This window comes from Cyclobacterium xiamenense (genome assembly GCF_042140265.1).
GTDB classification, from domain to species: Bacteria; Bacteroidota; Bacteroidia; order Cytophagales; family Cyclobacteriaceae; genus Cyclobacterium; species Cyclobacterium xiamenense_A.
In genome coordinates this window covers 3,522,464-3,548,216 of sequence record NZ_CP159481.1, presented here as the reverse complement: position 1 = coordinate 3,548,216, position 25,753 = coordinate 3,522,464, and the positions used below count along the sequence as shown (strand labels likewise).

19 protein-coding genes are annotated in these 25,753 nt (G+C 51.5%); 10 read left to right on the top strand and 9 right to left on the bottom strand.

Features of this window, described 5'->3' with window-relative positions:
- Positions 1-42: 42 nt before the first annotated feature.
- The 6 genes from ABWH99_RS14525 (at position 43) to ABWH99_RS14500 (ending at position 4,158) form a co-directional block, all read left to right on the top strand.
- Entirely contained in the window at positions 43-696 is a 654-nt protein-coding gene (locus ABWH99_RS14525) for an ABC transporter ATP-binding protein (RefSeq protein ID WP_375586583.1), read from the top strand.
- Between the two features lie 86 nt (positions 697-782).
- Entirely contained in the window at positions 783-1,730 is a 948-nt protein-coding gene (locus tag ABWH99_RS14520; RefSeq protein ID WP_375582571.1) for an acetyl-CoA carboxylase carboxyltransferase subunit alpha, read from the top strand.
- Positions 1,731-1,769: 39 nt separating this feature from the next.
- Complete coding sequence (locus ABWH99_RS14515) at positions 1,770-2,198, top strand: patatin-like phospholipase family protein (RefSeq protein WP_375582570.1); 429 nt, start codon at positions 1,770-1,772, stop codon at positions 2,196-2,198.
- Positions 2,167-2,574, top strand: a complete 408-nt coding sequence (locus tag ABWH99_RS14510) for a patatin-like phospholipase family protein (RefSeq protein WP_375582569.1) — start codon at positions 2,167-2,169, stop codon at positions 2,572-2,574. The genes ABWH99_RS14515 and ABWH99_RS14510 overlap by 32 nt, the downstream gene beginning before the upstream one ends.
- Complete coding sequence (locus tag ABWH99_RS14505; RefSeq protein WP_375582568.1) at positions 2,571-3,128, top strand: 1-acyl-sn-glycerol-3-phosphate acyltransferase; 558 nt, start codon at positions 2,571-2,573, stop codon at positions 3,126-3,128. Before ABWH99_RS14510 ends, ABWH99_RS14505 begins: the two co-directional genes overlap by 4 nt.
- 76 nt (positions 3,129-3,204) lie before the next feature.
- Positions 3,205-4,158, top strand: a complete 954-nt coding sequence (locus ABWH99_RS14500; RefSeq protein WP_375582567.1) for a YihY/virulence factor BrkB family protein — start codon at positions 3,205-3,207, stop codon at positions 4,156-4,158.
- Between the two features lie 9 nt (positions 4,159-4,167).
- On the opposite strand, the gene ABWH99_RS14495 is transcribed toward ABWH99_RS14500, so the two are convergent.
- The 4 genes from ABWH99_RS14495 to tyrS form a co-directional block, all read right to left on the bottom strand.
- Positions 4,168-4,935, bottom strand: coding sequence for an SDR family NAD(P)-dependent oxidoreductase (locus tag ABWH99_RS14495; protein WP_375582566.1), 768 nt, complete (start codon positions 4,933-4,935; stop codon positions 4,168-4,170).
- 148 nt (positions 4,936-5,083) lie between these two features.
- The gene (locus ABWH99_RS14490) at positions 5,084-5,281 is read right to left on the bottom strand and encodes a hypothetical protein (protein ID WP_375582565.1); all 198 of its coding nucleotides are present in this window, start codon (positions 5,279-5,281) and stop codon (positions 5,084-5,086) included.
- Positions 5,282-5,395: 114 nt separating this feature from the next.
- Complete coding sequence (locus ABWH99_RS14485) at positions 5,396-6,094, bottom strand: TetR/AcrR family transcriptional regulator (protein WP_375582564.1); 699 nt, start codon at positions 6,092-6,094, stop codon at positions 5,396-5,398.
- A 48-nt stretch (positions 6,095-6,142) separates the two neighbouring features.
- Positions 6,143-7,432, bottom strand: coding sequence for a tyrosine--tRNA ligase (tyrS, locus tag ABWH99_RS14480; RefSeq protein WP_375582563.1), 1,290 nt, complete (start codon positions 7,430-7,432; stop codon positions 6,143-6,145).
- A 198-nt stretch (positions 7,433-7,630) separates the two neighbouring features.
- Here tyrS and ABWH99_RS14475 point away from each other — a divergent pair, with 198 nt between their 5' ends.
- A complete protein-coding gene (locus ABWH99_RS14475; protein ID WP_375582562.1) occupies positions 7,631-8,893 on the top strand; it encodes an acetylxylan esterase in 1,263 nt (420 codons plus the stop codon).
- On the opposite strand, the gene ABWH99_RS14470 is transcribed toward ABWH99_RS14475, so the two are convergent.
- The 4 genes from ABWH99_RS14470 to ABWH99_RS14455 all read right to left on the bottom strand — a co-directional run bounded on the left by ABWH99_RS14470 (position 8,890) and on the right by ABWH99_RS14455 (position 19,605).
- Positions 8,890-9,921, bottom strand: coding sequence for a PorP/SprF family type IX secretion system membrane protein (locus ABWH99_RS14470; RefSeq protein WP_375582561.1), 1,032 nt, complete (start codon positions 9,919-9,921; stop codon positions 8,890-8,892). The two genes, ABWH99_RS14475 and ABWH99_RS14470, sit on opposite strands and share 4 nt — an antisense overlap.
- Positions 9,918-16,415 carry a PKD domain-containing protein gene (locus tag ABWH99_RS14465; protein WP_375582560.1) on the bottom strand — a complete coding sequence of 2,166 codons (6,498 nt, stop codon included), beginning with the start codon at positions 16,413-16,415 and terminating at the stop codon, positions 9,918-9,920. Before ABWH99_RS14465 ends, ABWH99_RS14470 begins: the two co-directional genes overlap by 4 nt.
- 114 nt (positions 16,416-16,529) lie before the next feature.
- On the bottom strand, positions 16,530-17,498 hold the full coding sequence (locus tag ABWH99_RS14460) for a c-type cytochrome (RefSeq protein ID WP_375582559.1): 969 nt from the start codon (positions 17,496-17,498) through the stop codon (positions 16,530-16,532).
- On the bottom strand, positions 17,461-19,605 hold the full coding sequence (locus ABWH99_RS14455) for a hypothetical protein (RefSeq protein ID WP_375582558.1): 2,145 nt from the start codon (positions 19,603-19,605) through the stop codon (positions 17,461-17,463). The genes ABWH99_RS14460 and ABWH99_RS14455 overlap by 38 nt, the downstream gene beginning before the upstream one ends.
- A 164-nt stretch (positions 19,606-19,769) precedes the next feature.
- On the opposite strand from ABWH99_RS14455, the gene ABWH99_RS14450 reads away from it, so the two are divergent.
- The 3 genes from ABWH99_RS14450 to ABWH99_RS14440 are packed head-to-tail and all read left to right on the top strand — an operon-like array spanning position 19,770 to position 23,835.
- Entirely contained in the window at positions 19,770-21,614 is a 1,845-nt protein-coding gene (locus ABWH99_RS14450) for a glycoside hydrolase family 2 protein (protein WP_375582557.1), read from the top strand.
- On the top strand, positions 21,611-22,777 hold the full coding sequence (locus tag ABWH99_RS14445) for an aldose epimerase family protein (RefSeq protein WP_375582556.1): 1,167 nt from the start codon (positions 21,611-21,613) through the stop codon (positions 22,775-22,777). The genes ABWH99_RS14450 and ABWH99_RS14445 overlap by 4 nt, the downstream gene beginning before the upstream one ends.
- A 2-nt stretch (positions 22,778-22,779) precedes the next feature.
- The gene (locus tag ABWH99_RS14440; protein ID WP_375582555.1) at positions 22,780-23,835 is read left to right on the top strand and encodes an SMP-30/gluconolactonase/LRE family protein; all 1,056 of its coding nucleotides are present in this window, start codon (positions 22,780-22,782) and stop codon (positions 23,833-23,835) included.
- 771 nt (positions 23,836-24,606) lie between these two features.
- Here the strand turns inward: ABWH99_RS14440 and ABWH99_RS14435 are convergent.
- Positions 24,607-25,749: a geranylgeranyl reductase family protein gene (locus tag ABWH99_RS14435; protein WP_375582554.1), complete on the bottom strand. Its 1,143-nt coding sequence runs from the start codon at positions 25,747-25,749 to the stop codon at positions 24,607-24,609.
- Between the last annotated feature and the right edge of the window lie 4 nt (positions 25,750-25,753).

Sequence of the window (25,753 nt, the reverse complement as noted above, 5' to 3'; positions counted from 1 at the left end):
CCTTTGTTCTTTTCTAAACTCGTTTACTGACCAGGTATGTCTATGCTTATTGCCCAATCGCTTCAAAAATACTACGGTGACCTTCACGTACTGAAAGGAGTAAACGTCTCCATAGAAAAAGGAGAAATAGTCTCCATAGTGGGCGCTTCGGGCGCTGGGAAAAGTACCTTGCTGCATATATTGGGCACGTTGGATAAAGCGGATTCCGGAAGCCTTGAAGTAGGGGGATTGGATATCTTGAAACTGGCCGGAGACAAACTGGCCACCTTTAGAAATGACCGCGTTGGATTTATTTTCCAGTTTCATAACCTCTTGCCGGAATTTACTGCAGAGGAGAATATCTGGATTCCCGGACTGATGGGCAAAAAGCCCGAGCAAGCGCTTAAGAAACGCACCCTGGAGCTTGCTCAATTGCTGGGCATACAAAATCGCCTGTCTCATAAGCCTGCCGCGCTTTCCGGTGGAGAGCAGCAGCGCGTGGCAGTGGCCAGGGCCTTGGTGAATAACCCCGACATGATTTTTGCAGACGAGCCCAGCGGTAATCTGGATACCCAAAACGCCCAATCCTTGCACGAATTGTTTTTTAAGTTACGGGATGAATTTGGACAATCCTTCATTATTGTCACCCATAACCAGGGCCTTGCCGGCATGTCCGACCGGATGTTGACGATGGAGGATGGAAAGATATTGTCTTGAATACGCCGACCCGCTTTATCTTTGGTCCGGCTTGACCACGTATTCAAAAATTAATTTTTATCTTTGAGCGTTCAAAACTGCACACTATGGTATTAGAATTTGAAAAACCGATCGCTGATCTGGAGCATAAACTCCACGAGATGATACAGTTGGCAAAGGGGAAAAACATCGATTTATCCGCGGATATACACTCTCTGGAAGATAAACTTCAAACATTGAAAAAAGAGACTTTTCAAAACCTAACCCGATGGCAGCGGGTGCAACTCTCTCGCCACGGGGACCGGCCCTATGCCCTGGATTACATCTATGAAATGACCAATGATTTCATTGAGTTACACGGAGACCGAACGGTGAGGGACGACAAGGCCATGATCGGAGGGTTGGGAGATATCGATGGAAGGACCGTAATGTTTATTGGACAGCAGAAGGGAAGAAATACCAAACAACGCCAGGAGCGGAATTTCGGAATGGCCAATCCGGAAGGCTACCGGAAGGCGCTTCGGTTAATGAAGATGGCGGAGAAATTTAATAAACCCATCATCACCTTGATTGACACACCCGGCGCATTTCCCGGGATTGAGGCAGAAGAACGTGGGCAGGGAGAAGCCATCGCAAAAAACCTGCGTGAAATGTTTAAACTCAGGGTGCCCGTGATTTGTATCATTATCGGAGAAGGTGCTTCCGGAGGCGCACTGGGCATCGCCATTGGTGACCGGGTGCTGATGTTGGAAAATACCTGGTACTCGGTGATATCGCCCGAGTCGTGTTCCTCCATTCTTTGGCGAAGCTGGGACTACAAGGAACAAGCCGCTGAAGCGTTAAAACTCACCGGTCCGGATATGAAAAACCACGGATTGATTGACGGTATCATCGAGGAGCCCTTGGGAGGCGCTCACCGTAACATGCTGGACATGGCCTCCCGAATGAAACAAACCATTATCAAATCGCTGAAAGAACTGGATAAAATGAGCCCCGAGAAACGAATAACCAGTCGGATCGAAAAATTTTGTTCCATGGGGGTTGTCAATGAATAGCCCGGTTCTATCCCAGCTCCCCAAATCCAGTACCGTATTTTGAAAAATAATCGTTCGATAGGAATCGTTCTTTCCGGTGGTGGGGTACGAGGAATCGCCCACCTGGGAGTGCTCCAGGCGCTGAACGAGAAGGGTATTTATCCGGACTATCTGTCAGGTAGCAGCGCCGGTGCCATAGCTGCGGTAATGTATGGCTATGGCTACAAGCCCCTGGAAATTCTGGATATCATCGTCCAAACAAACTATTTTAAGTTCTTTAAACCTGCCATCAGTTTTAAAGCGCTGCTGAAAATGGACCGTTTCGAGGATTTATTTAGAAAATACCTACCGAAGGATGATTTTGCTGCATTGAAAATCCCTACCTACCTGGCCGCTACCAATATTCTTACCGGGCAGACGGAGTATTTTTCCGAGGGACCAATCATTCGTTCGAATCATGGCATCCTCCTGTATTCCGGGCATGTTTGAACCCATTTCAATCGATGGAGCATTCTACATAGACGGAGGAGTGCTGAACAACCTGCCCGTGGAACCACTCATGGAACACTGCCAGACCATTATTGGTGTTAATTGCAACCATTTGCCCGAGTTGCGGACCCTTAGTCACGTGAAAGGACTGATCGAACGAACGGTAATTTTATCGATGAATTATAACGTATATAGCCGCAAGCGCTATTGCGATTTCTTTATTGAACCCCCGGGATTGGCCAGGTTTGGGGTATTGGATATCAAAAAAGCCAAAGAGATTTACGCGGCGGGCTATGCTTCCTGCCTCGAGTTTTTGCAGCAACGCCCCGAATTGGAAGCGCTTGGAAACAGTAAATTGGATTCGATCAAACCATGAAATTACTCGCCCGTTTTGTATTTTGGATTTCTGGTTGGAAGGTTTCCGGCCAATGGCCGGATGGGTTAAAAAAGGCCGTACTGATTGCCATTCCCCATACGAGCAACTGGGACCTACTGTATGCCCGCTCTGCTTTTTACCTGATGGGTGTTCCGGTAAGGTTCACCATAAAGAAGGAAGTCATGGTAGGTCCGCTGGGCTGGCTGATTAAGGCACTTGGAGGGATTTCCATCGATCGCAGCCGCATGCCTGGAAAACGAAAGCAGACGTACACGCAAGCCATGATTCAAATGCTTCGCGATCGGGAAGATTTGGTCATTATGGTTGCGCCGGAGGGTACCCGCAGTTATGCGCCCCGCTGGAAAACAGGATTTTATCACATCGCACAAGGCGCAGGCGTTCCCGTAGTGATTGGATTTTTGGATTACAAAAGAAAGCTCGCGGGAATCGGACCGATTATCGTTCCCGATGGTAACATGGATGCGCAAATTGAAGAAATGAAAGCTTTTGGGCGAACGATTACCGGGAAGTATCCCGAACAGGGAATTCGCTAAGCGCAGCTCCTGCAACCTGGCCTGAATTCAGGAATGGTTTTTGATCAGAGTAAGGTAGCCAATTGAACCACTGCCCATGATCAAACGAAAACTAAAAAAACTAAAAAAATATACTTTTTTTGAGATACTAGCGGATAGCGTGAAGGACTTTGGTAAAAGCGATTCCCTTACCTTTGCTGCTTCTACCGCCTTTTACACCATTTTTTCCCTGCCGGCCTTATTGATTATCGTTTTACACATCGCTTCAATCCTGTACAGCGAGACAGCTGTTCGTGATGAGTTGCTTGCCCAGGTATCGGGACTCGTTGGCGAAGAAAGTGCGGACACCCTGGATGCGGTCATGAAAAATGTATCCATCAGTGGGCAGCGGATTTATACCCGAATCGTGGGAATCGGTGTGTTGGTTTTTTCCGCGACCACGGTATTCGTCAGCCTTCAAAATAGTATTAACCATATCTGGCATATCAAACCCAAACCGGAAAAGGGGCTGCTGAAGTTTCTGATCAACCGATTGCTTAGCTTTTCTATGGTGGCCTCCATCGGTTTTTTACTCCTGGTATCATTGATCGCCGATGCGCTTATTGTGCTTTTTCTGAATTACTTTTCAACAATTTTCGATAGCGATACCCTGAAAATAGCTTCCGTTATCAATTTTTTCGTGACCGAGGGAATTTTGATGCTGGTCTTTGGCCTCATGTACAAAATTCTTCCGGATGCTGTTGTCCGATGGAAAGATGTTTGGTTGGGAGCCTTTGTCACCATGTTGTTGTTCGGACTGGGCAAGTACCTAATCGGCCTTTACATGGGAAATGCAGACGTAGGAAGCTACTATGGCACCGCAGGTTCCCTGGTGGTGGTGTTGATTTGGGTGTATTACTCTGCTGTGATTTTTCTATTCGGAGCCCAACTGACCTATTTTATTGCCGAAAACGTCGGCGGACAGGTAACACCGATCAAGCAGGCTGTCAAAATAGAAACCGTGGAAATCGAAGAGCAGGATAGCGGCGATCGAAAGTCCGATACTACTTAGCCAGCGATTTCAGGCATTGAATCCGCCGTCCACCGTGAAGACGGCTCCGGTGGTATAACTGGATGCAGGAGAGGCCAAAAACAAGGCCATCGCGCCAATCTCCTCTTCGTCGCCAATCCGCTTCAGGGGTAGTTCGGACAGAAACTTTTCCTTGATTCGCTCATTGGACCAAAGCGCTTCGCTAAACTTGGTTTTGATCAAACCGGGACAAATGGCATTCACCCGAATGTTATAGGTGCCCCATTCTTTGGCAAAAGCCTTGGTGAGTGCCACCAATGCCGATTTGCTAACACTGTACAAAGCCAGTCCTTTTTCCGGTGACAGAGCAGAGGTGGAACTGATGTTGATGATGGATGCGGAAGCCGATTGCCGCAGGTACGGCAAGCTAAGTTTGGAAAGTTCGAAGGGTGCCTTGAGGTTGACGTCAAGGATTTTGTCAAATACGGCGAGTTCATTTTCTTCTATGGGCCCGAAGACAGGATTTGTGGCCGCATTGTTCACCAAAATATCGATTTGTCCATACTTTTCGATGGTCTGATTGATGAGGTTTTGACGTTCTTCCGGATGTCCGATATTGTTGGCAATCCCTATGGCTTCGTAGCCTTTTTCCCGCAGCTTTTGCGTGACCTCATCCAGGCGCTCCTGGCTTCGGCTGTTGATTACCACCTTTGCACCAGCTGCAGCAAAAAAGTGGGCGATGGAAAAACCAATACCTCTGCTACCACCGGTAATGATGGCAACTTTATTGTGAAGCGAAAATAGCGAGCTTAAATCCATGGTAATTTTGTGAGAAAATTCAAATTTTAATGTTCCATGAACAATTTAGCGTATTCCTGTCAAATTTTCCCATCCGTTTACCATTTAATTTTTTTTCTGCATCCGGACTGGAATTCTATAATACTCGTGAGGGGATCGGTCAGGAATTTCAGGACGATTGGTCGGATTTTCCCTTTTTTTCGCTATCGCCCTCAAAATTTGACACTTCCTTTCCGATTACCTCTTTCGAAGAAAGCTCCTGGGTCCGATCCACGCGACCCTTTTTACGGTTAAAGATTCGTTTGAAGATCAAATAGAGCGCAAGAGCGATGGCGAGCACAAACAAAAATCCGATTAGTAAATCCATAATTTCTTGGTTTTTTAGTACATGTTTTATGCTAATAGAACAAGAAAGATGCCTAATCGTTTTCCAAGGGAAGATAATTTAGTCAGGCAGGCGTGGCGGAAACCCGCGAAAAATCTAAAATAGCTTTCCTTGAATCGGTTGGCTTTTAAAAGGGGTATGGCTGCCTTTGAGTATCTCAAAGAAAAGTTTCAGAAAGCCGTTTTTCCAGCTTTCGGCGTTAATTTTGATGTCGGTAGGCTCGAGGGATATCGAACCGGTCACCTTACTGTAGCCAATCATCATGCTCCATAGCGTATAAAAGGTGCTCTCCGCATGCAAATCCGGACGGATACTTCCGTCCTTTATTCCCATGGAAATCGCTTTGATTCCCAGTTTGGCAAGGTCGTGGTGACTTTGAATAAGTTTGGTAAAATAAGGGCTTTCCAAAATCAGAGGACTGACCCGGTCCTTTTCCTGCTGGTACAATGGAAGCAGGGAAAAAAAATCGAGCAGGGCTTCGTGAAATACAGGTTTCTCCTGCACAAACGAAAGGTAACCCTCTACCAACGTGCTCATTACTTCTAAGCCTGTTTTTTCCTTGGTTTTACCGAATGATTTGTTAAAAAGGTCCTTCAATTCGTCTATGCCTTTCTTTGTAAGGGCCAGGTAAAGGTCTTCTTTACTTTTATAGTAAAAATAAACCAGTCCCTTACTGATCCGCGCTTTTCTGGCCACATCTGAGACGGTGGTAGCGTGTACTCCTCCCTCGCCAAAAAGCTGAATTGCCGCTTCCAGGATTTTCTTCTCTCGCTGTTGTCTTTCGTAAACGCCCATTTTTGAGGTTGGCCGGTAGTCGTTGTCCCACACATGCCGGATCGTTCGCTACCCTTCAATTTTGATAATAAAATAATTTTTTTTCCCTTTTTGAATCAGCAGATAGGTCCCTTGCAGCAAGGGGATCTCCGGTTTGGCGCGAGGATCGGAAATTTTAACCTTGTTGATGAGAAGTCCCCCTCCTTGTATCAATTTTCGGGCCTCTCCTTTTGAGCTGAAAATGGTTTGATCCGTACAGAGCAAGTCTACCACATTATCCGCCTCCAGGTAAGCGGCGCGTGCTACCTGCATGAAGGGGACGCCTTCGAATACTTGAAGAAAGGTGCGCTCGTCAAGGGAAGCAAGATCTTCCAGTGAGGATTTGCCAAATAGGATTCCGGAGGCTTTCAGGGCCATTTGGTAATCCGCCTCGCTGTGAATACGAATGGTGACGTCTTTTGCAATTGCTTTTTGGAGCAAGCGTAGGTGTGGGGCTTCCTGGTGGTCCTCCTCCAGATTTTCGATGGTTTTGCGATCAAGCGTAGAGAAGATCCGAATGTACTTGGAGGCATCTGTATCGGATACGTTTAGCCAGAACTGGTAAAAGGCATAGGGAGATGTTTTTTCAGGATCCAGCCAAACGCTGCCCCCTTCTGTCTTTCCAAATTTGCTACCGTCCGCTTTTGTGATCAGGGGAACGGTCAGCGCATAGGCTTCCCCGCCTTCTTTTTTCCGAATTAGTTCGGTTCCCGTCACAATATTTCCCCACTGATCGGAGCCTCCCAATTGAATGCTGCAACCTTGATGCTTCCACAAGTGGTAGAAGTCGTACCCCTGAATTAGCTGATAGGTAAACTCCGTAAAGGAAAGGCCATTTCCTTCTTCCAACCTTCTTTTTACCGAGTCCTTCGCCATCATGTAGTTGACGGTTATGTATTTACCCACGTCCCGGATAAATTCCAGAAAAGAAAAGCCTGCCATCCAATCGTAGTTGTTGACAAGCAGGGCCCTGTTGGGTTTATCTGAACCGAAGTCAAGGAATTTTTCAAGCTGACGCTGAATCCCGGAGATGTTGCGGTCCAGCGTGTCTTTGTCCAATAGGTTTCGTTCCGCTGATTTGAAAGAGGGATCGCCGATCATTCCGGTAGCACCGCCGATCAATGCTACCGGCTGGTGTCCGGCTCGCTGAAAATGGAGCAGGGTCATGACACCGACTAAATGTCCGATATGGAGCGAGTCTGCAGTAGGGTCAAATCCCAGATAGGCAGTCGCTTGCCCCTCGTTTAAATGCGCTTCAATTCCTGCGGTCATGTCTTGCAGCATGCCCCGCCACCGTAATTCCTCTATAAAATCATTCATGCGTGTGCTCCTGTTTTCTTGCGAGCGCAAATATACGGGTTCCGTATCAAAGGAGGAAGACTTGTTCCTGATTCTATCCAATCGCCTTGTATTCTGCCGCTTTATTGCCCAAGGTTTTCTGCAGTTTTCGATTAATGCGGTATAGTCGGTTTTAAAGTGGAAAAATTTTCCTACCTTCTGCTTCAAAGAACTACCGCCATGAAAAGTGTCTTTATGCTACCGGTACTTTGTACCGTTATTTTTGTTCGCGTCGGTTTGGGGCAGGATTTCGAACCGAATTACGAGGAATCCCGGGTACCGGACTACGCCTTGCCGGATCCCCTGCGGTTCGAGCATGGTGGACAGGTAGGAAATCCGGAAGACTGGAAGGAACGAAGAGCGGAAGTATTCAGGCTATTTGAATCGGAAGTGTACGGAAAATCCCCCGAATGGGATGGGGAATTGCGTGCCGAAACCTTGTTTGAAAACCCTGATTTTCTGGACGGAAAAGCCAGCAGAAAGGGCGTGAGGCTGTACCTGAAACGAAATGCGAAGGAAATATTTTTTGACGTTTTGCTTTTTTACCCAAACACGGGTCAGCCTGTTCCTGCTTTTTTGGGCTTGAACTTTTACGGAAACCACACCCTTGCCAGCGATGCGCAGGTCCCGGTGACCCAGGCCTGGATTCGGAACAACGAAACCATGGGAAGCAGTGAGAATAAGGCTTCTGAAGCGGGCAGGGGAAAGCGCATTCCGAATTGGCCCTACGAAGCGATCCTTTCCAGGGGATACGGTTTGGTCAGCTTGTATTACGGGGAGGTAGATCCGGATTTTGACGATGGCTTTCGTAATGGGGTACATGCCTTGTATCCTGAAGAAGCCAGAAATGAAGCTTCCTGGGGAAGTATTGCCGGCTGGGCCTGGGGCCTTTCCCGGGTGATGGACTTTCTCGAAACCGAAGCCTGGGTCCAACCAGAAAAAGTTGCCGTGCTGGGCCACAGCCGTTTGGGAAAAGCAGCGCTATGGGCAGGAGCCATGGATACCCGTTTTGCGTTGGTGATTTCCAACAATTCCGGCTGCGGGGGAGCCGCGCTTTCCCGGAGAAAGTACGGAGAAACAGTGGGCAGGATCAACCGATCGTTTCCCCATTGGTTTGCTGCCAATTTCAGCCGATACAACGAGAACGAATCCGCATTGCCCATTGATCAGCACCAGTTGCTGGCGCTGATGGCACCCCGTCCCGTATACGTGGCCAGCGGTGTAGAAGACCGTTGGGCGGATCCCCGGGGAGAGTTTTTGTCTTGTGTTGCCGCCAGTCCCGTGTATGCTTTGTTTGGTTTGCAGGGCATGCCCGTTACCACACAGCCTCCCCTGGATCAACCGGAAATGGGTCATATTGGCTATCACGTCCGGTCCGGGGGCCACGGTTTGCTTCCCTACGACTGGCAACAGTACCTGGACTTTGCAGACATGCATTTTTAATACCTCCAGTTGGTGTTGCCCGGAGGGCAGGGGAGGAGGGTTTGAATGAGGCGCTTTTTTCTCAAGTCGGTAAAATAGATCGAAACCTCGTGCGATACATGTGCCGGATTGCTGAAGCGATTCAGCATGTAATCGTAGCTATAGGCCATGGTGATCCCTTCCAGCAGGCTAAATCCCAAGACGGCATTGATGGAGTTTTGGTCGGGCAAGTCATTGAATCGGGTGACATTTCGAAAGCCCAGACCACCGATGAAATTTTCGACCTGCAATTGGGGGATGACTTCGATTTGCTGAAAGGTACCTTGCCTTTTGTAATTGAAGGAAACAGAAAACACGTTGCGAATCCGGTGTGTTTTAAACATGCGGTTGTCCAGGTCTTTGACGTATCCTCCGTGAAATCCCCATTTGATGGGTAAATTGTTCCCAATGCCATCATCCAGAAAGCCCACGTTGGGCTGGGTTAGGTGGGCGCTGCTGACCCCCAACCAAAAGTCCCTTCCCTGAAGCAGTGCCCCAAAGGAAATATCCGGATACCAGTTGCTGTCTTCTCCGGGAAGCCGGTCGATGCTGCTAGGATTGATGCTGCGTGTAAGCAGGTTGATTTGGTCGCCAAAGACCAGTTCCTGCAAGGTCAGACTGCGATTGACGACCCCAAACTGTCCACCAAATCGGAGGTAAGTCGCCTCATCCAGATTGAGCCGATAGGAAATGTAGCCGGCGAGGTCTGCCGAGCGGATCTTTAAAAAAGACTCGGTAAACTGAGAGACGGAAACCCCTACACCCACTCTGGAATCTGTCAGGTAGGTATCGTAGTAAAAGCCGGCCGCGTTAAAATCGTAGCCAAAGCCTGGCCATTGCTTGCGGTAATTGATGCCCACCCGAGTCGTTTCCATGGCTCCGGCAAATGCGGGGCTAAGGTTTAGCGGTGCCGCATAAAACTGCGTAAAGTGAAAATCCTGACCCCGGCTTTCTGCCTGACTCAATAGTACGTAGGCCCCGATCAGGGCGAAGATCCGTAAATACTTCATTCCAAAAGCATCAATGCACCGGTATCAGAAAAGGTCCTGCCATCGGTAGTCGTAAAATCAATTTTGTACACGTAATTACCCGGGATGGCTTCCTGCCCCCGGTAACTTCCATCCCATCCCTGGGAATCCAGGTCTTTGGTGTGGAATAAAACTTCTCCCCATTTGTTCATAATGGTAAAGGATAGCGTTTCGATGTAGAGAAATTTCGGGAAGAAGTAGTCGTTGATGCCGTCACCATTTGGGCTAAACACGTTCGGTACCTGCAGGAAATAGTCCAGAATTTCTATCTGAAAACTGCTGCTGCTTGAACAGCCCCAGTTGTCATAGGCCGTCAGCTCCACGGTGTAGGTCCCCGCTTCCTGGTAGCGGTGCAAAGGAGCGGCTTCCAGGCTGTTGTTGCCATCCCCGAAATCCCAATAGTAGGAACGGATATTGCCACTACTCGAATTGATAAACTGCACCTCGTAGTTGACCAGATTTTCGCCGTAAACCGGGAAGGAGGCGGAGGCAAAATCCCCTTCCACCAATACCTGACTGTTTTCCACGACAAAAGTCCTGGATTGCCTGCACCCGAAGCCATCGGTCACCGTCACCGAATAGGTTCCGGGCTCGTTGCTAACCATTCGGTATCCATCTTCCGAAACATCCCCATGGCTCCATTCGATGGTATAGGGTGCGACACCTCCATCCACGTTGATTTCAAATGTTTCCGAAATCTCTCGTGGTTCGCAGTTTGAATCGGTACTGGAAACCATATCAATAACGATGGGAGAAGGACGGTTTACCTGGAAGGTCTGGCTTACAAAACAGCCCGATTGATCCGTAATTTCTACCGAGTAACTTCCATTCGTAAGCCCCGATATACTGGGGGTAGTGGCCCCGTTGCTCCAATTATAGGCGTAGGGCGGCGTTCCCCCCGAAACCACCAGGTCAATGGATCCGCTCTGACCGTCTTCGCAGGAAAGCGCATCCTGAATTTGTTCTACCACCAGCAAGAGGTCGGGCTCAACCAAATTGAAAGTTCTTTCGATTGTACAGCCCTTCGCATCTTCGAGCACGACACGGTATTCTCCCGGACCCAGGTTGAACAGGGAGGACTGCTCGGGTCCATGGTCCCATGTGGCCCGAACCGGCGCCTCCCCACCTTCCAGGTTGAGGAGAATACTTCCGTCCGCCGCTCCGTGACAAGAGATGGGGACGACCTCAGGATCGATATCAAATACCGGAAGGTCTTCGATGACCGTTTCCCGGACCTGGGTACAGCCATTTGCATCGGTGACCGTGACCTGATAGAAGCCCGGTCCGATCCCGGTAAACCCGCGTTGGGTGGAACCGATGTTCCAGCTTACCAGGTAAGGTTCCACTCCCCCCTGAATGTCCACGTTCAGGTTCGCATCATTGGCATTGAAGCAGGAGATGGGCGTTTGGTTGAGGGTCACGGCGAGGGCTGCCTCCGGCTGTACTATTTCAATTTCCCCGATCCCGGTACTGCAGCCGTTGGCATCCACCACGGACAAAGAATAGGTGCCTGCCGGAATGTCGGTCAAATTTTGGGTACCTGGTTCGAGCAGCGCTCCGTCTCGTCTCCACTCAAAGCGGTAGGAATCCGGAACACCCCCAGATACGGAAATGGCGATGGACCCGGTGGCCTCGCCAAAACACAGTACATCCACCTTTTCCTCCAGGGCGACCTGCACGGGTTCGGGCTGCTGAAGCTCAAATTCTCGCAGGATTTCGCAATTGTTTTCGTCGATGACCCGAACCCGGTAGGTTCCGGGAGAAAGTCCGGAAATACGGGCCGCACTCGAAATAAATCCACTCGGTCCGGTCCAGGTGTAGCGGTAATTGCCCGTTCCGCCCGCTACCGTCAGGCCTATTGCTCCATCGTTTGCCCCGTGGCATTGAATGGCAAAGCCGTTGAAATCGGAAACTTCCGCATCTACCGTGAGGGGATCCGGAGACCGGATTTCCAGAAGCTCGGAGGTTTGCGTACAGCCGTTTTCATCCCTGAGGCTCACCTGATAGGTCCCGGGAGCCAGGTTTTCGATTATCGGTGCCGAGGAGGTAAACCCGTCCGGTCCGCTCCAGTCAAAGGTATAATTACCCGATCCACCGGAAACGCTAACCCGAATGAAGCCATCTCTGGCACCAAAGCAGCTTACGCCGAATCCGGAATAATCCGAGCGTTCAATGGCGTCGATCTGCACGCCCGCCTCCGGCTGGGATATTTCCAGGCCGGGGAGATCCTGTTGGCACCCATTGCCGTCGCTTACTTCGGCCCGGTAAATGCCTGCGGGTAGATTTTCCACCACCCAACGTGTCTCTTCGCTAGCGTCCAACGCACGCACGACCGTTCCCCCGGCATCCAGTAGCCGGTACCGATAAGGTGCCGAAGTAGGTTGGCTGAGTTGTATGCCCAGCCTGCCCGTTTCCTGTCCGAAGCAGGCCACGTCGATTTTTTCTGCTGTCAACTCAATGAGCTCCAGTCCTTCCGGCTCCAGCAGGTTGTAGCTCCGCTGAATCCGACAGGCATTTTGGTCCGAGACAGTGACTTCATAGATGCCCGCTACCAGATTTTCCAAAGTGAGGGTCGAGGCACTGAAGCCATCCGGCCCGGTCCAGGCGACGGAGAGCGGGGCCACTCCTCCGGAAAGGGTTAGTTCGATAAATCCATTGTTTCCCCCGTTGCATTGAATCGCAAACCCGTTGTAACTGGATACGGTATCCGAAAGTAGTAGTGGTTCAGGACTTGTCAGTTCTACGGTTTCCGAAAGGATACAGCCGTTTTCGTCCGTTACGGTCAGGACATAGCTGCCCGGCTCCAGGTCGGTGAGTAGCGGCAGTTCGGAGGTAAAGCCATTTGGCCCCTCCCATGAAAAACCGTAGGCCCCTGAACCTCCACTCACCCTAGCCTCAATAAACCCGTCTCCGGCGCCAAAACAACTGATGCCAAAGCCATTGTAATCGGAAGTCTCAATCGATTCGATTTGTACCCCTTCTTCCGGCTCGCTAATTTCCAGATCTGTCAGTTCCTGGGTGCAGCCGTTTGCATCCCTAACCTGCATGCGGTAAGAACCGGCGGAAAGATTGGTTACAACCCAACTTGTATCCGTGAGGGAGGGCGCTTCCCGCACGAGTGTGCCCTCCGCATCTTCAAGCCGAAAAGCGTAAGGAGCGGTTGATCCACGGATCAAGGTCACGCCAAGGCTTCCGGTTTCCTGACCGAAACAGGCCACGTCTACTCTTTCCTCAGGCAATTCGACCAGTTCCAGGCTTTCGGGTTCCAACAAATTGTAACTGCTGCTGATCTGACAGCCGTTTTGGTCGGTGACGCTGAGCTCGTAAAGGCCTGCGCTCAGATTCTCCAGGGAAAGGGCATCCGAAACAAACCCTTCCGGACCGGTCCAGGCGATGGTAAACGGTGTTGCGCCTCCCGATAGGCTGATGTTGATGAATCCCTGATCGCCTCCGTAGCATTGGACACCAAACCCATTGAAATCAGATACCTCGTCGGATAGCTCCAGGGGCTGAGGTTCGCTTACGTCAAAGCTTTCGGCAAGCGTGCAGCCGGTATCGTCAGTTACCAGTAATTCGTACGTTCCCGGACCCAAATTGCTGATGGTACTACTCGGGGAGGTAAAGCCGTCCGGTCCCGTCCAGGCATAGCTCACATCGCCCAGGCCACCAATGGCTTCCAGGGAGATAAAGCCATCGCCGGCGCCCTGACAGGAAATTCCGAACCCATTGTAGTCAGAGACCATGACATTTGTCAGCTCCAATCCATTTTCCGGCTGAATGATGAGGATGTCTTCGACCACATCCGTACAGCCGTTGCCGTTAGTGACCCGTACCCAGTAAATACCGGCTTCCAGGTTAGTGAATGCGTACCCTTCTTCGGTAAATTCACTAATCGTTCGAAGCGGATCCGTTTCCCCCATCAGGCCCAGATCCAATCGAACGGGAGGCAGCGATAGTGTCAAAGCGACGGTCAAGGCGCCCGTATCCTCACCGAAGCAGGTGATGTTGACCCGCTCCTCCGGTATTTCGTCGATCAGCAGTGGTGTCGGTTGTTCGAGCAAATAACTTGCTGTGGTACTACAGCCGTTTTCATCGGTAACGATTAGTTCATAGTTCCCCGGCTCCAGATTGGCTAGCTCGGGTTGATCGGAGGTGAACCCATCCGGCCCGGTCCAGCTGTACGTGTAGGTACCAGTACCTCCAGCGGGTAGGGAGGTGATCCGTCCGTCGGCAGCGCCGAAGCAACTGATTTGAAAGCCGTTGTATTGTGGAATATCGGCATCGATTGTCACCGGAGGAGGGGCGTTCATTTCTACCGATCCAATGGTGGCCGTACAGCCGTTTTCGTCGGTGACCACAAATTGATATTGACCCGGTGAAAGATCGAAGATATCTTTTTCGGTAGATTCAAAACCATCCGGCCCGGTCCATAGGAAATCCAATGCTCCCTGGCCACCCGTTATGCTCAGTTCGATGCTTCCATCACTGGCGCCTGCACACGACAGTTGGAAGCCGGCATACTCCGAGATTACCGGCTCTTCAATGAGCAGGCCGGTGGGGGGCTGCTCGATTTGGATACCCTCCAGGTCAAAGGTACAGCCAAAGGAATCGGTTACCCGGATGCGGTATTCTCCGGCCGGCAGATTGTTAAAAAAGACCGGTGAGAACCCCAGCGAAACAAGGGGGGCGGCGATGGGGCTCGCTGCGCCGTTCCGGAATGCCTCAAAAAAGTAGGGAGGGGTGGTGGGACCATCTACTTCCAGCACAATGGTTCCTGTCTCCTCGCCAAAACACAGCACATCTTGCCGAAGATCCGTTCGTTCAATGATAGACAGCGGAGGAGGCTCGGCTACAGAGAAATTTTCAGCCAGAAAACATCCGTTTGCATCGGTAAGTACAACCGCATAATCTCCGGCGGGAAGCCCTTGTCTCAGAAAAGGTCCATCTCCGGCCTGTGCCGGTAGCGCTGTCAAACCTGTGGCATCCGGTAGTTCCGGATCAGCAACGTTTCCCTGGTACCAATCTACGGTATAGGGAGTAGTACCTCCGGTAGGGGAGATGCCTAGCTGCCCATCCCCGGCACCGTGGCAGGAAATGTCGGTAGAGGTGGCATTGAGGTTTAGTGGATCCGGACCGTCCAATACGAAAATGGGGGTAGTGATCGTACAGACCAGGGGTTCGGCATCCGGAATCTGAAACCGACGCACACTTTCGGTTATCTCGGCATAATACCCACCGGCAGCCAGGCCCGACAGGCTGCTGTTCATTCCGGTTACGGTGCCACTCTCCATTACCAGTTCATTGACTCCGGTACCCAGTTCGGTCCCTCCGGCGGTAAACCATTCAATCGCATATTCCCGGGCGGACTCAATGGGACTACCGGCGAAAGGCTGTGACCAGCCTCCACTGATTGTTAAATCAATTTGCCCGTCTGAGGCTCCGAAGCAGGAGGGATCGCTGAGTGCCTCCTCTGCCAGTATGGGTTCGGGCAGTACGATCTCAAAAGGCTCTGATCCCAGACAGCCGAAGCGGTCGGTCACCTCAAGGGTATAATTCCCCGCAGCCAGATTATCTGTGCTCACGACGATGTAATCTTCGGTAAGGCTGACGATGTCATACAGTTCGGTCACCAGATTTTCCTCTTCGTCGTAAATCCCAAAAAAACTAAGGGGTACTTCGGCGTTATAGATGATGTATTCGACCACACCTCCGGGATCACCGGCGCACAGGGGACCGGCTACGTTCAGGTCAAAGTCAAGGGAATATGCCTCCCCGATGGGCCCGGCATCTCGTTGAAAGGTTCTGCCCAGGTTGTCCTCCACCCGTATGATGTAGGCATCGTTTCGATTAAGGTCCAGCCCCTCCACGCCAAAGGTAGCGGAAGCACTGCTCTGACCGGGAAAGTTGCTGTTGAAGGTAATGACATCAATGACTTCTTCTTCCTGTGTCAATAAGGTAAAAACAAAGGGAAAGGACTCGGAAGCGACCCCCGGGTCGGGTCGGTAGGCCCTAACGGTGAGGGAAATGGTGCCCAGGCAGGTATTTTCACTGTAGTTCGTTTGGGTCATCGGGGGAACAACCAATACCCGTAGCCCGTAGCTGGCCTCATCGGACCCATCGCTTACCCTGACATTGACTGTGATTTCCTCACCAGCTGCTGCCCAGTTTTCGTCGTATTCGATGGTCCGGGTGATGGAATTGTCCGAAAAGACATAGCCGGTTCCCTCTTCAACCTGAATCAACAGGTCATTGGGATCTCCACCGTAATCGATGGCAAGCATGTCCAGGGTAATCGCCAGGGTTTCGTCGTAAAATACACGTACATCCTCCTGTCCTGTAATGGTAATTGGCGCAAATAATGTCCATCCGGTTCCCGTCGCCTGCAAGGCGGTAATTCCCACTAGTAGCCCGGTCAGCATTCGTATACTTCCCAGTAGTGTTGGCCGAAAAATAAAGCTCCTCAAAAAATTACTCAAGATAAAAAACGATTTTAATTATCAGAAATACAAATTAATGGGTACGAATACCTCAGAACTCAAAAGTAAGGAATTGTGCCATTATTTTCTTTAAACGGTAGACTTTTTATTGGATTATTTCAAAATATAGGCAAATAAGTCCCTGACTTGCTGTTCGTTTAGTGGCTCTAGCAAACGCTCCGGCATGATGGAGAGATCCAGTATACGCATTTCCCGTATTTCTGAGTCCGGTAGGGATTCACCTTTTCCTCCCAGGGGTGGACGGATGTATTTTGTTCCCCCTTCGTCTTTTTCCAATTTTCCCCAGATTTTTCTACCGGTATGGGTTTCGATTTCGACCGTTTCGAATCCTTCCCGGATGCCCGCATGGGGGTCTACCGTGTGCAAGAGCCAGTAGTCCAGATCGCTGCGGTCGTAACCGGTCAAATCCGGTCCGATATTGCCGCCTCCGGTATCCAACCGGTGGCAACTGCCACAGGTTTGCAAAAACAGCTGCCGACCAGCCAGGGCATCTCCCTTACCTGAGCGTACTTGACGTTTGTAGCTCGCAATGGCTTCGGTTTTTTCTTTTGCCGTCAAAAGCTTGCTTTCTGGCCAAATTTCCTCGGCCATTTCCGGGATCGATTCTTCTTCCAACATGTAGAATCGACGGGCAAGGGAATAGGGAACATCTTCCTTGTGAATTACCTTGCTTTCGCGAATTGCTGCAAAAAAAGCCGCAGCCCGGTCCGGTCGGCTAGCAAACAGCCGAATGGCCTCTTCCCGCACGTAGGTATCGGCTCGAATACCTGGATAAATGGCAGCCATTTTTTCACCAATTTCCGGATCGTCAAATTTTTTAACGGCATGAATGGCCTCCTGTTTTAAGGATCCCGGACTTGACCCGGACTGTATCAACGCAAGGAGGGCGGGCAGGGCAGGCTCGGGACGTAGCTCCCCCAGCAAATGCACGAGCCGGAGCCGGACGTTTAGCGGCTGTTCTTCCTCACGCAGCATGTCGATGGCTTCATCGAGGTTAGAAAAATCCCCCGATCTCAGGGCCAGTTCAAAACCCTGGGAATTGGGTTCTTTTTTCCGAAACAAGTTTGATCAGCGAGCGGGGAAGGTGGATGAGGTCCCTTCCAAGAAGTCCCTGGTAAAAGCCGTCTACCAAGACCTGATCGTAACTTTTGTCCGGTGAGCGTTTCAGAAACTCGGTAGCGGCCGGGTAGGCTTCGGCCATTACCAGGCGCTGCATCAGGCGTCCGGCAAGGTGTGCTTTACTCAGGGGATTTTCCCATATGCGGCGATCTTCCCAGAAAGCCAGAACCTCTTTCAGGTTTGCTTCCACCTTGGCTTCCATGGCCCACCAGATCAGCAGGGGTATATCCGGATCAGCCGGGTCCGGGTCGGAGCGCAGCAGGGCTTTCAAAAGGGGCAATGCTTGTGCAGCCGGCAGGCGTCTCGCGGTGGAGGCAATCTGACTGCTTACTTCCGCCACGGATTCCTTTTCGGCCTGCTCTACCATCGCTTCCCATACCCGGTTTTCGACCGAAACCTGATCCCCCACCAGCCGATAGGTCCAGCTACGTATCGCTGGATCGGGGTGTTGCAGTGCGTTTAAAACAAAGGCTTCCTCAAAACCATCGGAAAGATGGATGGCCCAAAGGGCTTCCAGCGCATGTTGGTAATTTTCAGAGGCGAAAAGCCGGTGCAAGCCAGGTAGGGCTGCCGGATCGTTTCGGTCAGCAAATTGCCGGAGGGCTTGCTGTCGAAACCATTTGTTGGGATGTGTCAGCCATTCGGTGAGTGCTGGAAAATCGGCTTTCGCAAGATTAAAAGGTTTGGATGCCGACAGTCCACTTTTGGGTACGATTCGGTAGATCCGCCCGCTGCTTTTGTGCCAGGTATCTCGGGGATCCACGTGCGAAAGGCGGCTATCGTACCAATCGGCCAGGTAAACGGCCCCGTCCGGACCGGTTTTGATATCCACGGGCCGAAACCATTTGTCCGCTGTCTCCACCAATTTTCCGATATCCCGGGTGGCGAAGGAAGAGCCCCTGGGCTCAAGTGCGCTCAATTGGATGAAATTGTGCAGCGGGTTTAGCGCCATGATTTTATCCCGGTAGGCGGCGGGTAAAAGTGCCGCCTCGTAGCGCATGACCGCATGGGTAAACCGCTTGTTTTCACCATCCAGGGGCATGTTGGGCAGGTGGCCAAAGGCATAGGGATTGGTAAGGGCACCGTGTTTGCCCCAACTCTTTACGTAATAGCCGCCCTGCTTGTAATAGGGGCCGCGACCGTAGCCATTGGAGCCGGAAAAAATCCGCCCTTTCCGGTCGAATTCCAGGTAAAAGGGATTGTTGCCGCCTCCCTCGGCAAATAGCTCAAACCGCTTGCTGTCCGGCTGGTATCGCCAGATGGCCTGTCCCTGAAAAGCAACATCGGATCCGTTTTCGAAGCTGATGTTGGCCGTGGTGGTGCTGCCCTGTACTCCGTATAACCAACCGTCCGGACCCCACTGAAGACTGTTGGCAATGGAATGCGTGTCTTCCAAACCAAATCCCTCCAGATGGATTTCCGGCTCCGCATCGGGTTTGCCGTCGCCGTCCGGATCGGGAAAAGCCAGCAGGTAGGGGGGATTTAGCACCCAAATCCGGTCCCGGCCCAGGGCCACCGAACTGGCAATGTTCAGGCCTTCAATGGCATTGAACGCATGCGTATAGTTGCCATCGCTGTTTTTATCTTCAAAAACGGCCACCACATCCGCCCCCTTTGCTCCGGCGGGGGGAGCTTCCGGTACCCGGTCAAATTTTACCCGGGTATGGTTGTCGATGGAAGTGATTTTCAATCCTTCCGGATAAGGGTATTGTTGGTATTGGACCACCCAAAGTCGGCCCTGTGGATCAAAGCTCATGTGAAGGGGCTGCACCACATCCGGTTCGCTCAGCACAAGTTCCATGTGCAAGTCATCCGGCAATTGGAATGCCTTGAGGGATGCCTCGGGATTCATGGGTTGGGAGTTTGGATCCGTCAGATCCCCTCTGCCTTCAAAGTTTTCCATGTACCGGGCCACGTCCTCCGTTGCAGCCAGGGGATGCTCGAAGGTTTTTTCTTTTGGTGTACAGGCAACGAGCAGCAAAACGAGCAGCCTTGGAAGAATTGGAAAGCCGGGATGACGGAACGCAGAGGAGGTGGAGCGGATAATCATTTGAAGTTTAGGTAGATGAACGGACGGTGGGGTACTAGCACCGCTTTAAATTATGGATTTTTACCTTAGATTCGGTGTCGTTATCCATATTTTTTAATATTTTCGCCTTATTCTTATCAGAAAATCGAAACTTTCCCTACCGATACCTTAAAATAACCGATCCAATGAAGTCATTTTTCTCCGCATCTCTTCTGCTCCTTGCCCTGGTTGCATCTACCTTTGCCCAGGAATCCAACTGGCGTCCGGTGGACAACAAAATCCTGAGCCCATGGGCGGCAAACGTCGATCCGGCCAATCCGCACCCCGAATACCCTCGTCCCCAAATGACCCGGGCAGCCTGGACAAACCTGAACGGCCTTTGGAGCTATGCCCTGGCATCCAAAGGGGCTGCTATGCCCGAGGCCTATGCGGGCGAAATCCTGGTACCCTTCGCTATCGAATCGGCCTTATCTGGCGTAGGAAAAACGGTGGGCAAGGACCAGGAGCTTTGGTATTTTCGGGAGATCGAGATCGATCGTGCCCTACGAAAGGGAAAACTTCTGCTACACTTTGGAGCAGTGGATTGGGAAGCCGAAGTCTTTGTAAACGGGCAGTCCGTAGGTACGCATCAGGGCGGATACGATCCCTTTTATTTTGACATCAGCGAGGCCCTGCAATCCGGGAAAACACAATCCCTCGCCATTCGCGTATGGGACCCTACGGATGAAGGGCCTCAGCCACGCGGAAAACAAGTAAAGGAGCCGCGGGGAATCTGGTACACGCCCGTTACGGGGATCTGGCAGACCGTTTGGCTGGAAGCCGTGCCGGAACACTACATCCGTTCGCTAAAAAATACGCCCGATTTGGATAACCGGCAGATTCGGGTGCAGGCGGATGTGGCGGGCGCTACATCGGGACACCGCGTACGCGTACGCCTGCTGGTTGATGGGAGTCCGGTAGGGGAACAGCTCGTCTCCAATCGGGAAGAAGCTGTTTTTACCCTGGATGCCCCGCAACCATGGAGTCCGGAAAACCCCTTCCTGTACGATTTGGAAGTGGCGCTTTTGGATGGAAAAAAAGTAGTGGATCAGGTCAATGGCTATACAGCCCTTCGAAAAATCAGTACGGCAAAGGATGAAAACGGCATCCTCCGCATGATGCTCAACAATGAATTTGTATTTCAATACGGTCCTCTCGATCAGGGATGGTGGCCGGATGGGCTCTATACGGCTCCCAACGAGGAGGCCTTGATATTTGATATTGTGAAAACCCTGGACATGGGGTTTAACATGATACGAAAGCACGTAAAAGTAGAACCTGCCCGCTGGTATCACCACTGCGACCGTCTGGGTGTGTTGGTTTGGCAAGACATGCCCAGCGGAGACATGGGCAATCGCTGGGAATCCCGGCCGGGGGTGATCGGTAAGGGAACGGAAAAAGACCGTACCCCGGAATCCGAGGCGATTTTCCGCACCGAATGGAAAGCCATCATGGATGCCAATTACAACTTTCCGTCCATAGTGGTCTGGGTACCGTTCAATGAGGCCTGGGGGCAATTCGATACCGAAGAAATCGTGGAATGGACCGTGGGCTACGATCCCAGCCGCCTGGTAAATGGCGCCAGTGGCGGAAACTATACGAATAAGGGACAGATCATGGACATGCACAACTACCCCGATCCGGTCATGCCCGATCCGCAAATATGGGGGGACAAACAGGTCATCGTCCTTGGAGAATACGGAGGGCTGGGGCTGCCGGTAGACGGGCATACCTGGCAGGAAAAAGACAACTGGGGCTACCAGAGTTTTAAGAACGAAACCGAGCTGCAGGAGCGCTACAGCCGATTGATAAAGGACTTGAAGCCGCTGATTCCCAAAGGTCTGTCGGCCGCCATCTATACCCAAACGACCGATGTGGAAGTGGAGGTCAACGGACTGATGACCTACGATCGGGAAGTCATCAAATTTGATCCTGCATTCCTGCGAAACAAGCATCAGGAATTGTATACCATTAAAATCCCCATGAAATGAACGCATTACGTTTACCCATCCTGGCCCTTTTTGGACTCGTGATCTCCTGCGGGCCGGCAGCAAAACAAGAAGCAGCAGACACAGCATCAACAAAAATCTTATCGGAAATGGATCCAGCAAAATTTGAAAAAACAATCAACGGCAAAGCGGTAAAACTGTATCGACTGAGCAATGCCAGCGGCATGGAAATGACCGTTACCAATTTCGGTGCCCGGGTTGTAGAACTCTTCGCACCGGATAGGGAAGGAAATTTTGCCGATGTGGTGCTGGGCTACGATAACCTGGACGACTACATCAACCATCCCACCTCGTACTATGGCGCCCCCATCGGCCGCTACGGCAACCGCATCGCCGACGCGCAGTTTACCCTAAATGGGAAAACCTACGAGCTCGAAGCCAATAACGGCCCCAATAACTTGCATGGGTGGCCCGGCGGGTACCACATTGCGGTATGGGAGGTTCTGGAAGCCACCGATCAAAAACTGGCCATGAAGTACGTATCTCCGGACGGAGAAGCTGGATTTCCGGGTGAACTCACCGTTTTTATGAATTATTACCTCACGGACGATAACGAATTTCGAATCACCTACGAGGCACAATCGGATCAACCCACCGTGGTCAACCTGACCCACCATTCTTTTTTTAACCTAAATGGACACGGAGAAGGAGATGTTAAGAACCACATGCTCGAACTGAATGCCGACCGCTTTACGCCGGTAGACGAGGTACTGATTCCATTGGGTGAGCTGCGGCCCGTAGAAGGAACCCCCATGGATTTTACCGAACCACACCGGATCGGGGAGCGCATAGACGATGCCTATGAACAGCTGGAAAAGGGTGGCGGTTACGATCACAACTGGGTCATCAACCGTGAGGAAGGCAGTTCAGAGACCATTTGGGCAGCATCCGTCTGGGTACCTGAAAATGGTCGGAAAATGGAGGTATACACCGATCAGCCAGGCGTGCAGGTATACACCGGCAACTTTATGGACGGCACCTCTGCGTCCAAGGGCGAGAAGACCTATGGCAAAAGGGGAGCGATTTGCCTGGAAACCCAGCATTTCCCCGATTCCCCGAATCAGCCGCAGTTTCCCTCGGTAACCTTAAATCCGGAGGAAACCTATACCCACGAATGTATTTATAAATTTTCTGTAACCGAGTAGTCATGAAACCGGCAAACCAAATCTGGCTGGCGGCGATCGCCCTGGTAATTCTGGGCGCCTGTTCGGGAAATTCAAGCGATCGGACAACGGACAGCGCTGCAAACGATGCCTCGAACGAAGAGGCCACCTTGCCCCTGCAGCTTATCCCTGCGCAGGAGGCGCTTTACCAGGTCATTGATCCGGAAACAAAAGCCACGATTCTTGGAAGCGGGTATGCCTGGACCGAAGGCCCTTTGTGGATTCCCTCGGAAGACATGCTGCTCTTTTCGGAGATTCCGGCAAACCGGGTGCATGCCTGGAAGGCCGGATCCGATACGCCGGAAGTGTACCTGGACCCGGCGGGATTTACCGGAGAAGGCACCCGGGGGGGCGAATTGGGTTCCAACGGCCTGCTTTTGGATCCGGAGGGTAACCTGGTCCTGTGCCAGCACGGAGACCGGCGGTTGGCCCGCATGAGGGCTCCTCTGGCCAATCCGGAACCCGATTACGAGACCATTGTGGGGGAATTTGATCAACAGCGATTCAATAGCCCCAACGATGCCGTGTACGATGCGGTCGGGAACCTGTATTTTACCGACCCTCCCTATGGCCTGGAGTTTCGCATGGAGGATCCGGCAAAGGACATTCCCTTCCAAGGTGTGTACCGGTATTCGAAAGAGGGCGACTTGTCGTTGCTCCTGGATAGTCTTACCCGCCCCAACGGCCTGGCCTTTTTTCCGGGAGGCAATCAGTTGTTGATTGCCAATTCGGATCCGGAAAAGCCCTATTGGTACCGGTATGCCGTTGCTGAAGACGGAAGTCTTTCGCAGGGAGAAATCTATCGCGATGCCAGCGAGGTAGGCGCCGAGGAACCCGGGCTGCCGGATGGGTTAAAGATCAGAAGCGATGGTACGGTATTCGCAACCGGCCCCGGAGGGGTGTGGATTTTTGACCCGGAGGGACAGGAATTGGGAAGAATTGACGTAGGGCAGCGCTGCTCGAACGTGGCGTTGAATGAAAGGGAGGACGTGCTTTTTGTCACGGCGGATAGCTACGTGCTACGAATTGACCTGAAATAGGGGAGAAGGCGTTTATTTTTGGGCCTTGGCGCTGAATTTGGGGAATCTGGCCCGGATGCACGGATGCCTGCTTTTCGCCCAGCGACCTGCTATAGGCAAACAACTTCCCTTTTTCAAAAAGGGGAAAGGAGGAGTAATTCCGTCCATTTCCAATTGCAAATTGGAAATGATATGAGGGGGTAGTTGCAAACTACACCCAGCCGGGGTTAGATTTTTAGGTACGCACGAACCAATGATATAACGGCCTGGTGTTGGGAAATCAAGCGGCAAGTAAAATGCCAGGTACTACCTTCCCAATCGGCCCTACGCAAACAACTCCCCCCCTTTTTTCAAAGGGGGCCAGGGGGATTTCGTTAGGTAAACCTCAGTCAATCGCTCGTTTAAGAAGTAAATTCCCGAAAAGGTCGCCCTCGCCCTCCAGGTCGCCGGAAATTTGTTAGGGTTAGATTTTTAGGTACGCACGAACCAATGATATAACGGCCAGGTGTTGGAAATCAAGCGGCAAGTAAAATGCCAGGTACTACCTTCCCAATCGGCCCTACGCAAACAACTCCCCCTTTTTTCAAAGGGGGCCAGGGGGATTTCGTTAGGTAAACCTCAGTCGATCGCTCGTTTAAGAAGTAAATTTACGAAAAAAACCCCTTCGTCTCGTTCGGGGATCTGTGCCATTGGTATCTTTGGTTGCCTACCTGCTACCAATCCGACCACAGGGGCGGAATGGAGAAAATAAATGCTACGTGAGATATAGGAGGTTTTTTCACCTACCGATTTTTAGCTAAACCGGAGCAGAGGAATTTTATCGGTCAACTTCTGTTTTAAGTTGTCCGGAAAGGGTTTTTTCCCCATAAACATATCTGTCAGGATTTCGCAGCCGCGCTGCCCATATTTTTGGAGTAGCCATTTCCGCACCTGGGGCTGGGCATAAAAAACCCAAGCCATCAGGGACGAGGTTTTAAGCTCGGGAAGCAAGCGCTCTTCCAGCAGTTGCTGATAGCTTTCACCCGCCTGCCGGACGGCATTTCCATGTGTTACCAGGGCCCTGGCAGCCAACTCTCCGGAATACAGGGCATTTGAAATGCCCTCGGCAGTTAGCGGATCCGCAAATCCTGCTGCATCACCGGTCAGAAATACCCGTCCCCTTGAAAAACCGGATTGCCTGGGGGCGATGGGAATCTGGAATCCGTGCGCCGATGCGGACCGTATTTCCCGAATCCCCAATTTTTCCAAATAGGCCTCGTAGTAAGCTTTTAGGTTGATTTTTTGCTTTTTCAGGCAGCCTACGCCGATTGACAAATGGTTCTTTTTGGGAAAGCACCAGGCGTATCCATAGGGTACCGCATCCACGTCAAAACGCGTGCGTTGGGACAAGCGTGCAAAATCCTCCGAATTTACCCGAACTTCGTATTCCAGCGCGGGAATTAACTTTCTGCTTTCTTCCCAACCCGCCAGCTTTGCTGTGGGACTCAGGGCCCCGTCTGCTGCGATCAGGTACCGGGTGCGAAATTGCCCGGTTGAGGTTTGCAGCAGCACTTCATCCTCCTCCTGCTGCAGTCCCAGCAGGCTGCACTGCTGCACTAGCGCCGCGCCTTTTTCCCTTGCCTTGGCTACCAGCAGGGAATCAAAGGAATCGCGCATGACCATGCTTATAATGGGCTCCTCCCGCCGGGTAAGAAAGTACTGATCGGAACCCTCAAAATAGACCTCTATTTCCCGGCATTCCTTTTCCACCGTCCCGTCCAGCGCAAAGGGCAGTCGGCTTCTCCCCCGAAATACCAGTCCCCCTCCGCAGGTTTTGTAGCGGGGAAGTTGCTCTTTTTCGATCAAAAGTACGCTTTTACCTCCAGCTGCTGCCGTATAAGCAGCCATGGCGCCTGCCGGTCCGGTGCCAATAATGGCAATGTCGTATGGTTTCATGTAT

What these genes read in the sequence shown, in the direction of transcription:
- ABWH99_RS14525 (WP_375586583.1), top strand. Translation starts at nt 43, where the DNA reads ATGCTTATTGCCCAATCGCTTCAAAAATACTACGGTGACCTTCACGTA.
- ABWH99_RS14520 (WP_375582571.1), top strand. Translation starts at nt 783, where the DNA reads ATGGTATTAGAATTTGAAAAACCGATCGCTGATCTGGAGCATAAACTC.
- ABWH99_RS14510 (WP_375582569.1), top strand. Translation starts at nt 2,167, where the DNA reads ATGGCATCCTCCTGTATTCCGGGCATGTTTGAACCCATTTCAATCGAT.
- ABWH99_RS14505 (WP_375582568.1), top strand. Translation starts at nt 2,571, where the DNA reads ATGAAATTACTCGCCCGTTTTGTATTTTGGATTTCTGGTTGGAAGGTT.
- ABWH99_RS14500 (WP_375582567.1), top strand. Translation starts at nt 3,205, where the DNA reads ATGATCAAACGAAAACTAAAAAAACTAAAAAAATATACTTTTTTTGAG.
- ABWH99_RS14495 (WP_375582566.1), bottom strand. Translation starts at nt 4,935, where the DNA reads ATGGATTTAAGCTCGCTATTTTCGCTTCACAATAAAGTTGCCATCATT.
- ABWH99_RS14490 (WP_375582565.1), bottom strand. Translation starts at nt 5,281, where the DNA reads ATGGATTTACTAATCGGATTTTTGTTTGTGCTCGCCATCGCTCTTGCG.
- ABWH99_RS14485 (WP_375582564.1), bottom strand. Translation starts at nt 6,094, where the DNA reads ATGGGCGTTTACGAAAGACAACAGCGAGAGAAGAAAATCCTGGAAGCG.
- tyrS (WP_375582563.1), bottom strand. Translation starts at nt 7,432, where the DNA reads ATGAATGATTTTATAGAGGAATTACGGTGGCGGGGCATGCTGCAAGAC.
- ABWH99_RS14475 (WP_375582562.1), top strand. Translation starts at nt 7,631, where the DNA reads ATGAAAAGTGTCTTTATGCTACCGGTACTTTGTACCGTTATTTTTGTT.
- ABWH99_RS14470 (WP_375582561.1), bottom strand. Translation starts at nt 9,921, where the DNA reads ATGAAGTATTTACGGATCTTCGCCCTGATCGGGGCCTACGTACTATTG.
- ABWH99_RS14455 (WP_375582558.1), bottom strand. Translation starts at nt 19,605, where the DNA reads ATGATTATCCGCTCCACCTCCTCTGCGTTCCGTCATCCCGGCTTTCCA.
- ABWH99_RS14450 (WP_375582557.1), top strand. Translation starts at nt 19,770, where the DNA reads ATGAAGTCATTTTTCTCCGCATCTCTTCTGCTCCTTGCCCTGGTTGCA.
- ABWH99_RS14445 (WP_375582556.1), top strand. Translation starts at nt 21,611, where the DNA reads ATGAACGCATTACGTTTACCCATCCTGGCCCTTTTTGGACTCGTGATC.
- ABWH99_RS14440 (WP_375582555.1), top strand. Translation starts at nt 22,780, where the DNA reads ATGAAACCGGCAAACCAAATCTGGCTGGCGGCGATCGCCCTGGTAATT.
- ABWH99_RS14435 (WP_375582554.1), bottom strand. Translation starts at nt 25,749, where the DNA reads ATGAAACCATACGACATTGCCATTATTGGCACCGGACCGGCAGGCGCC.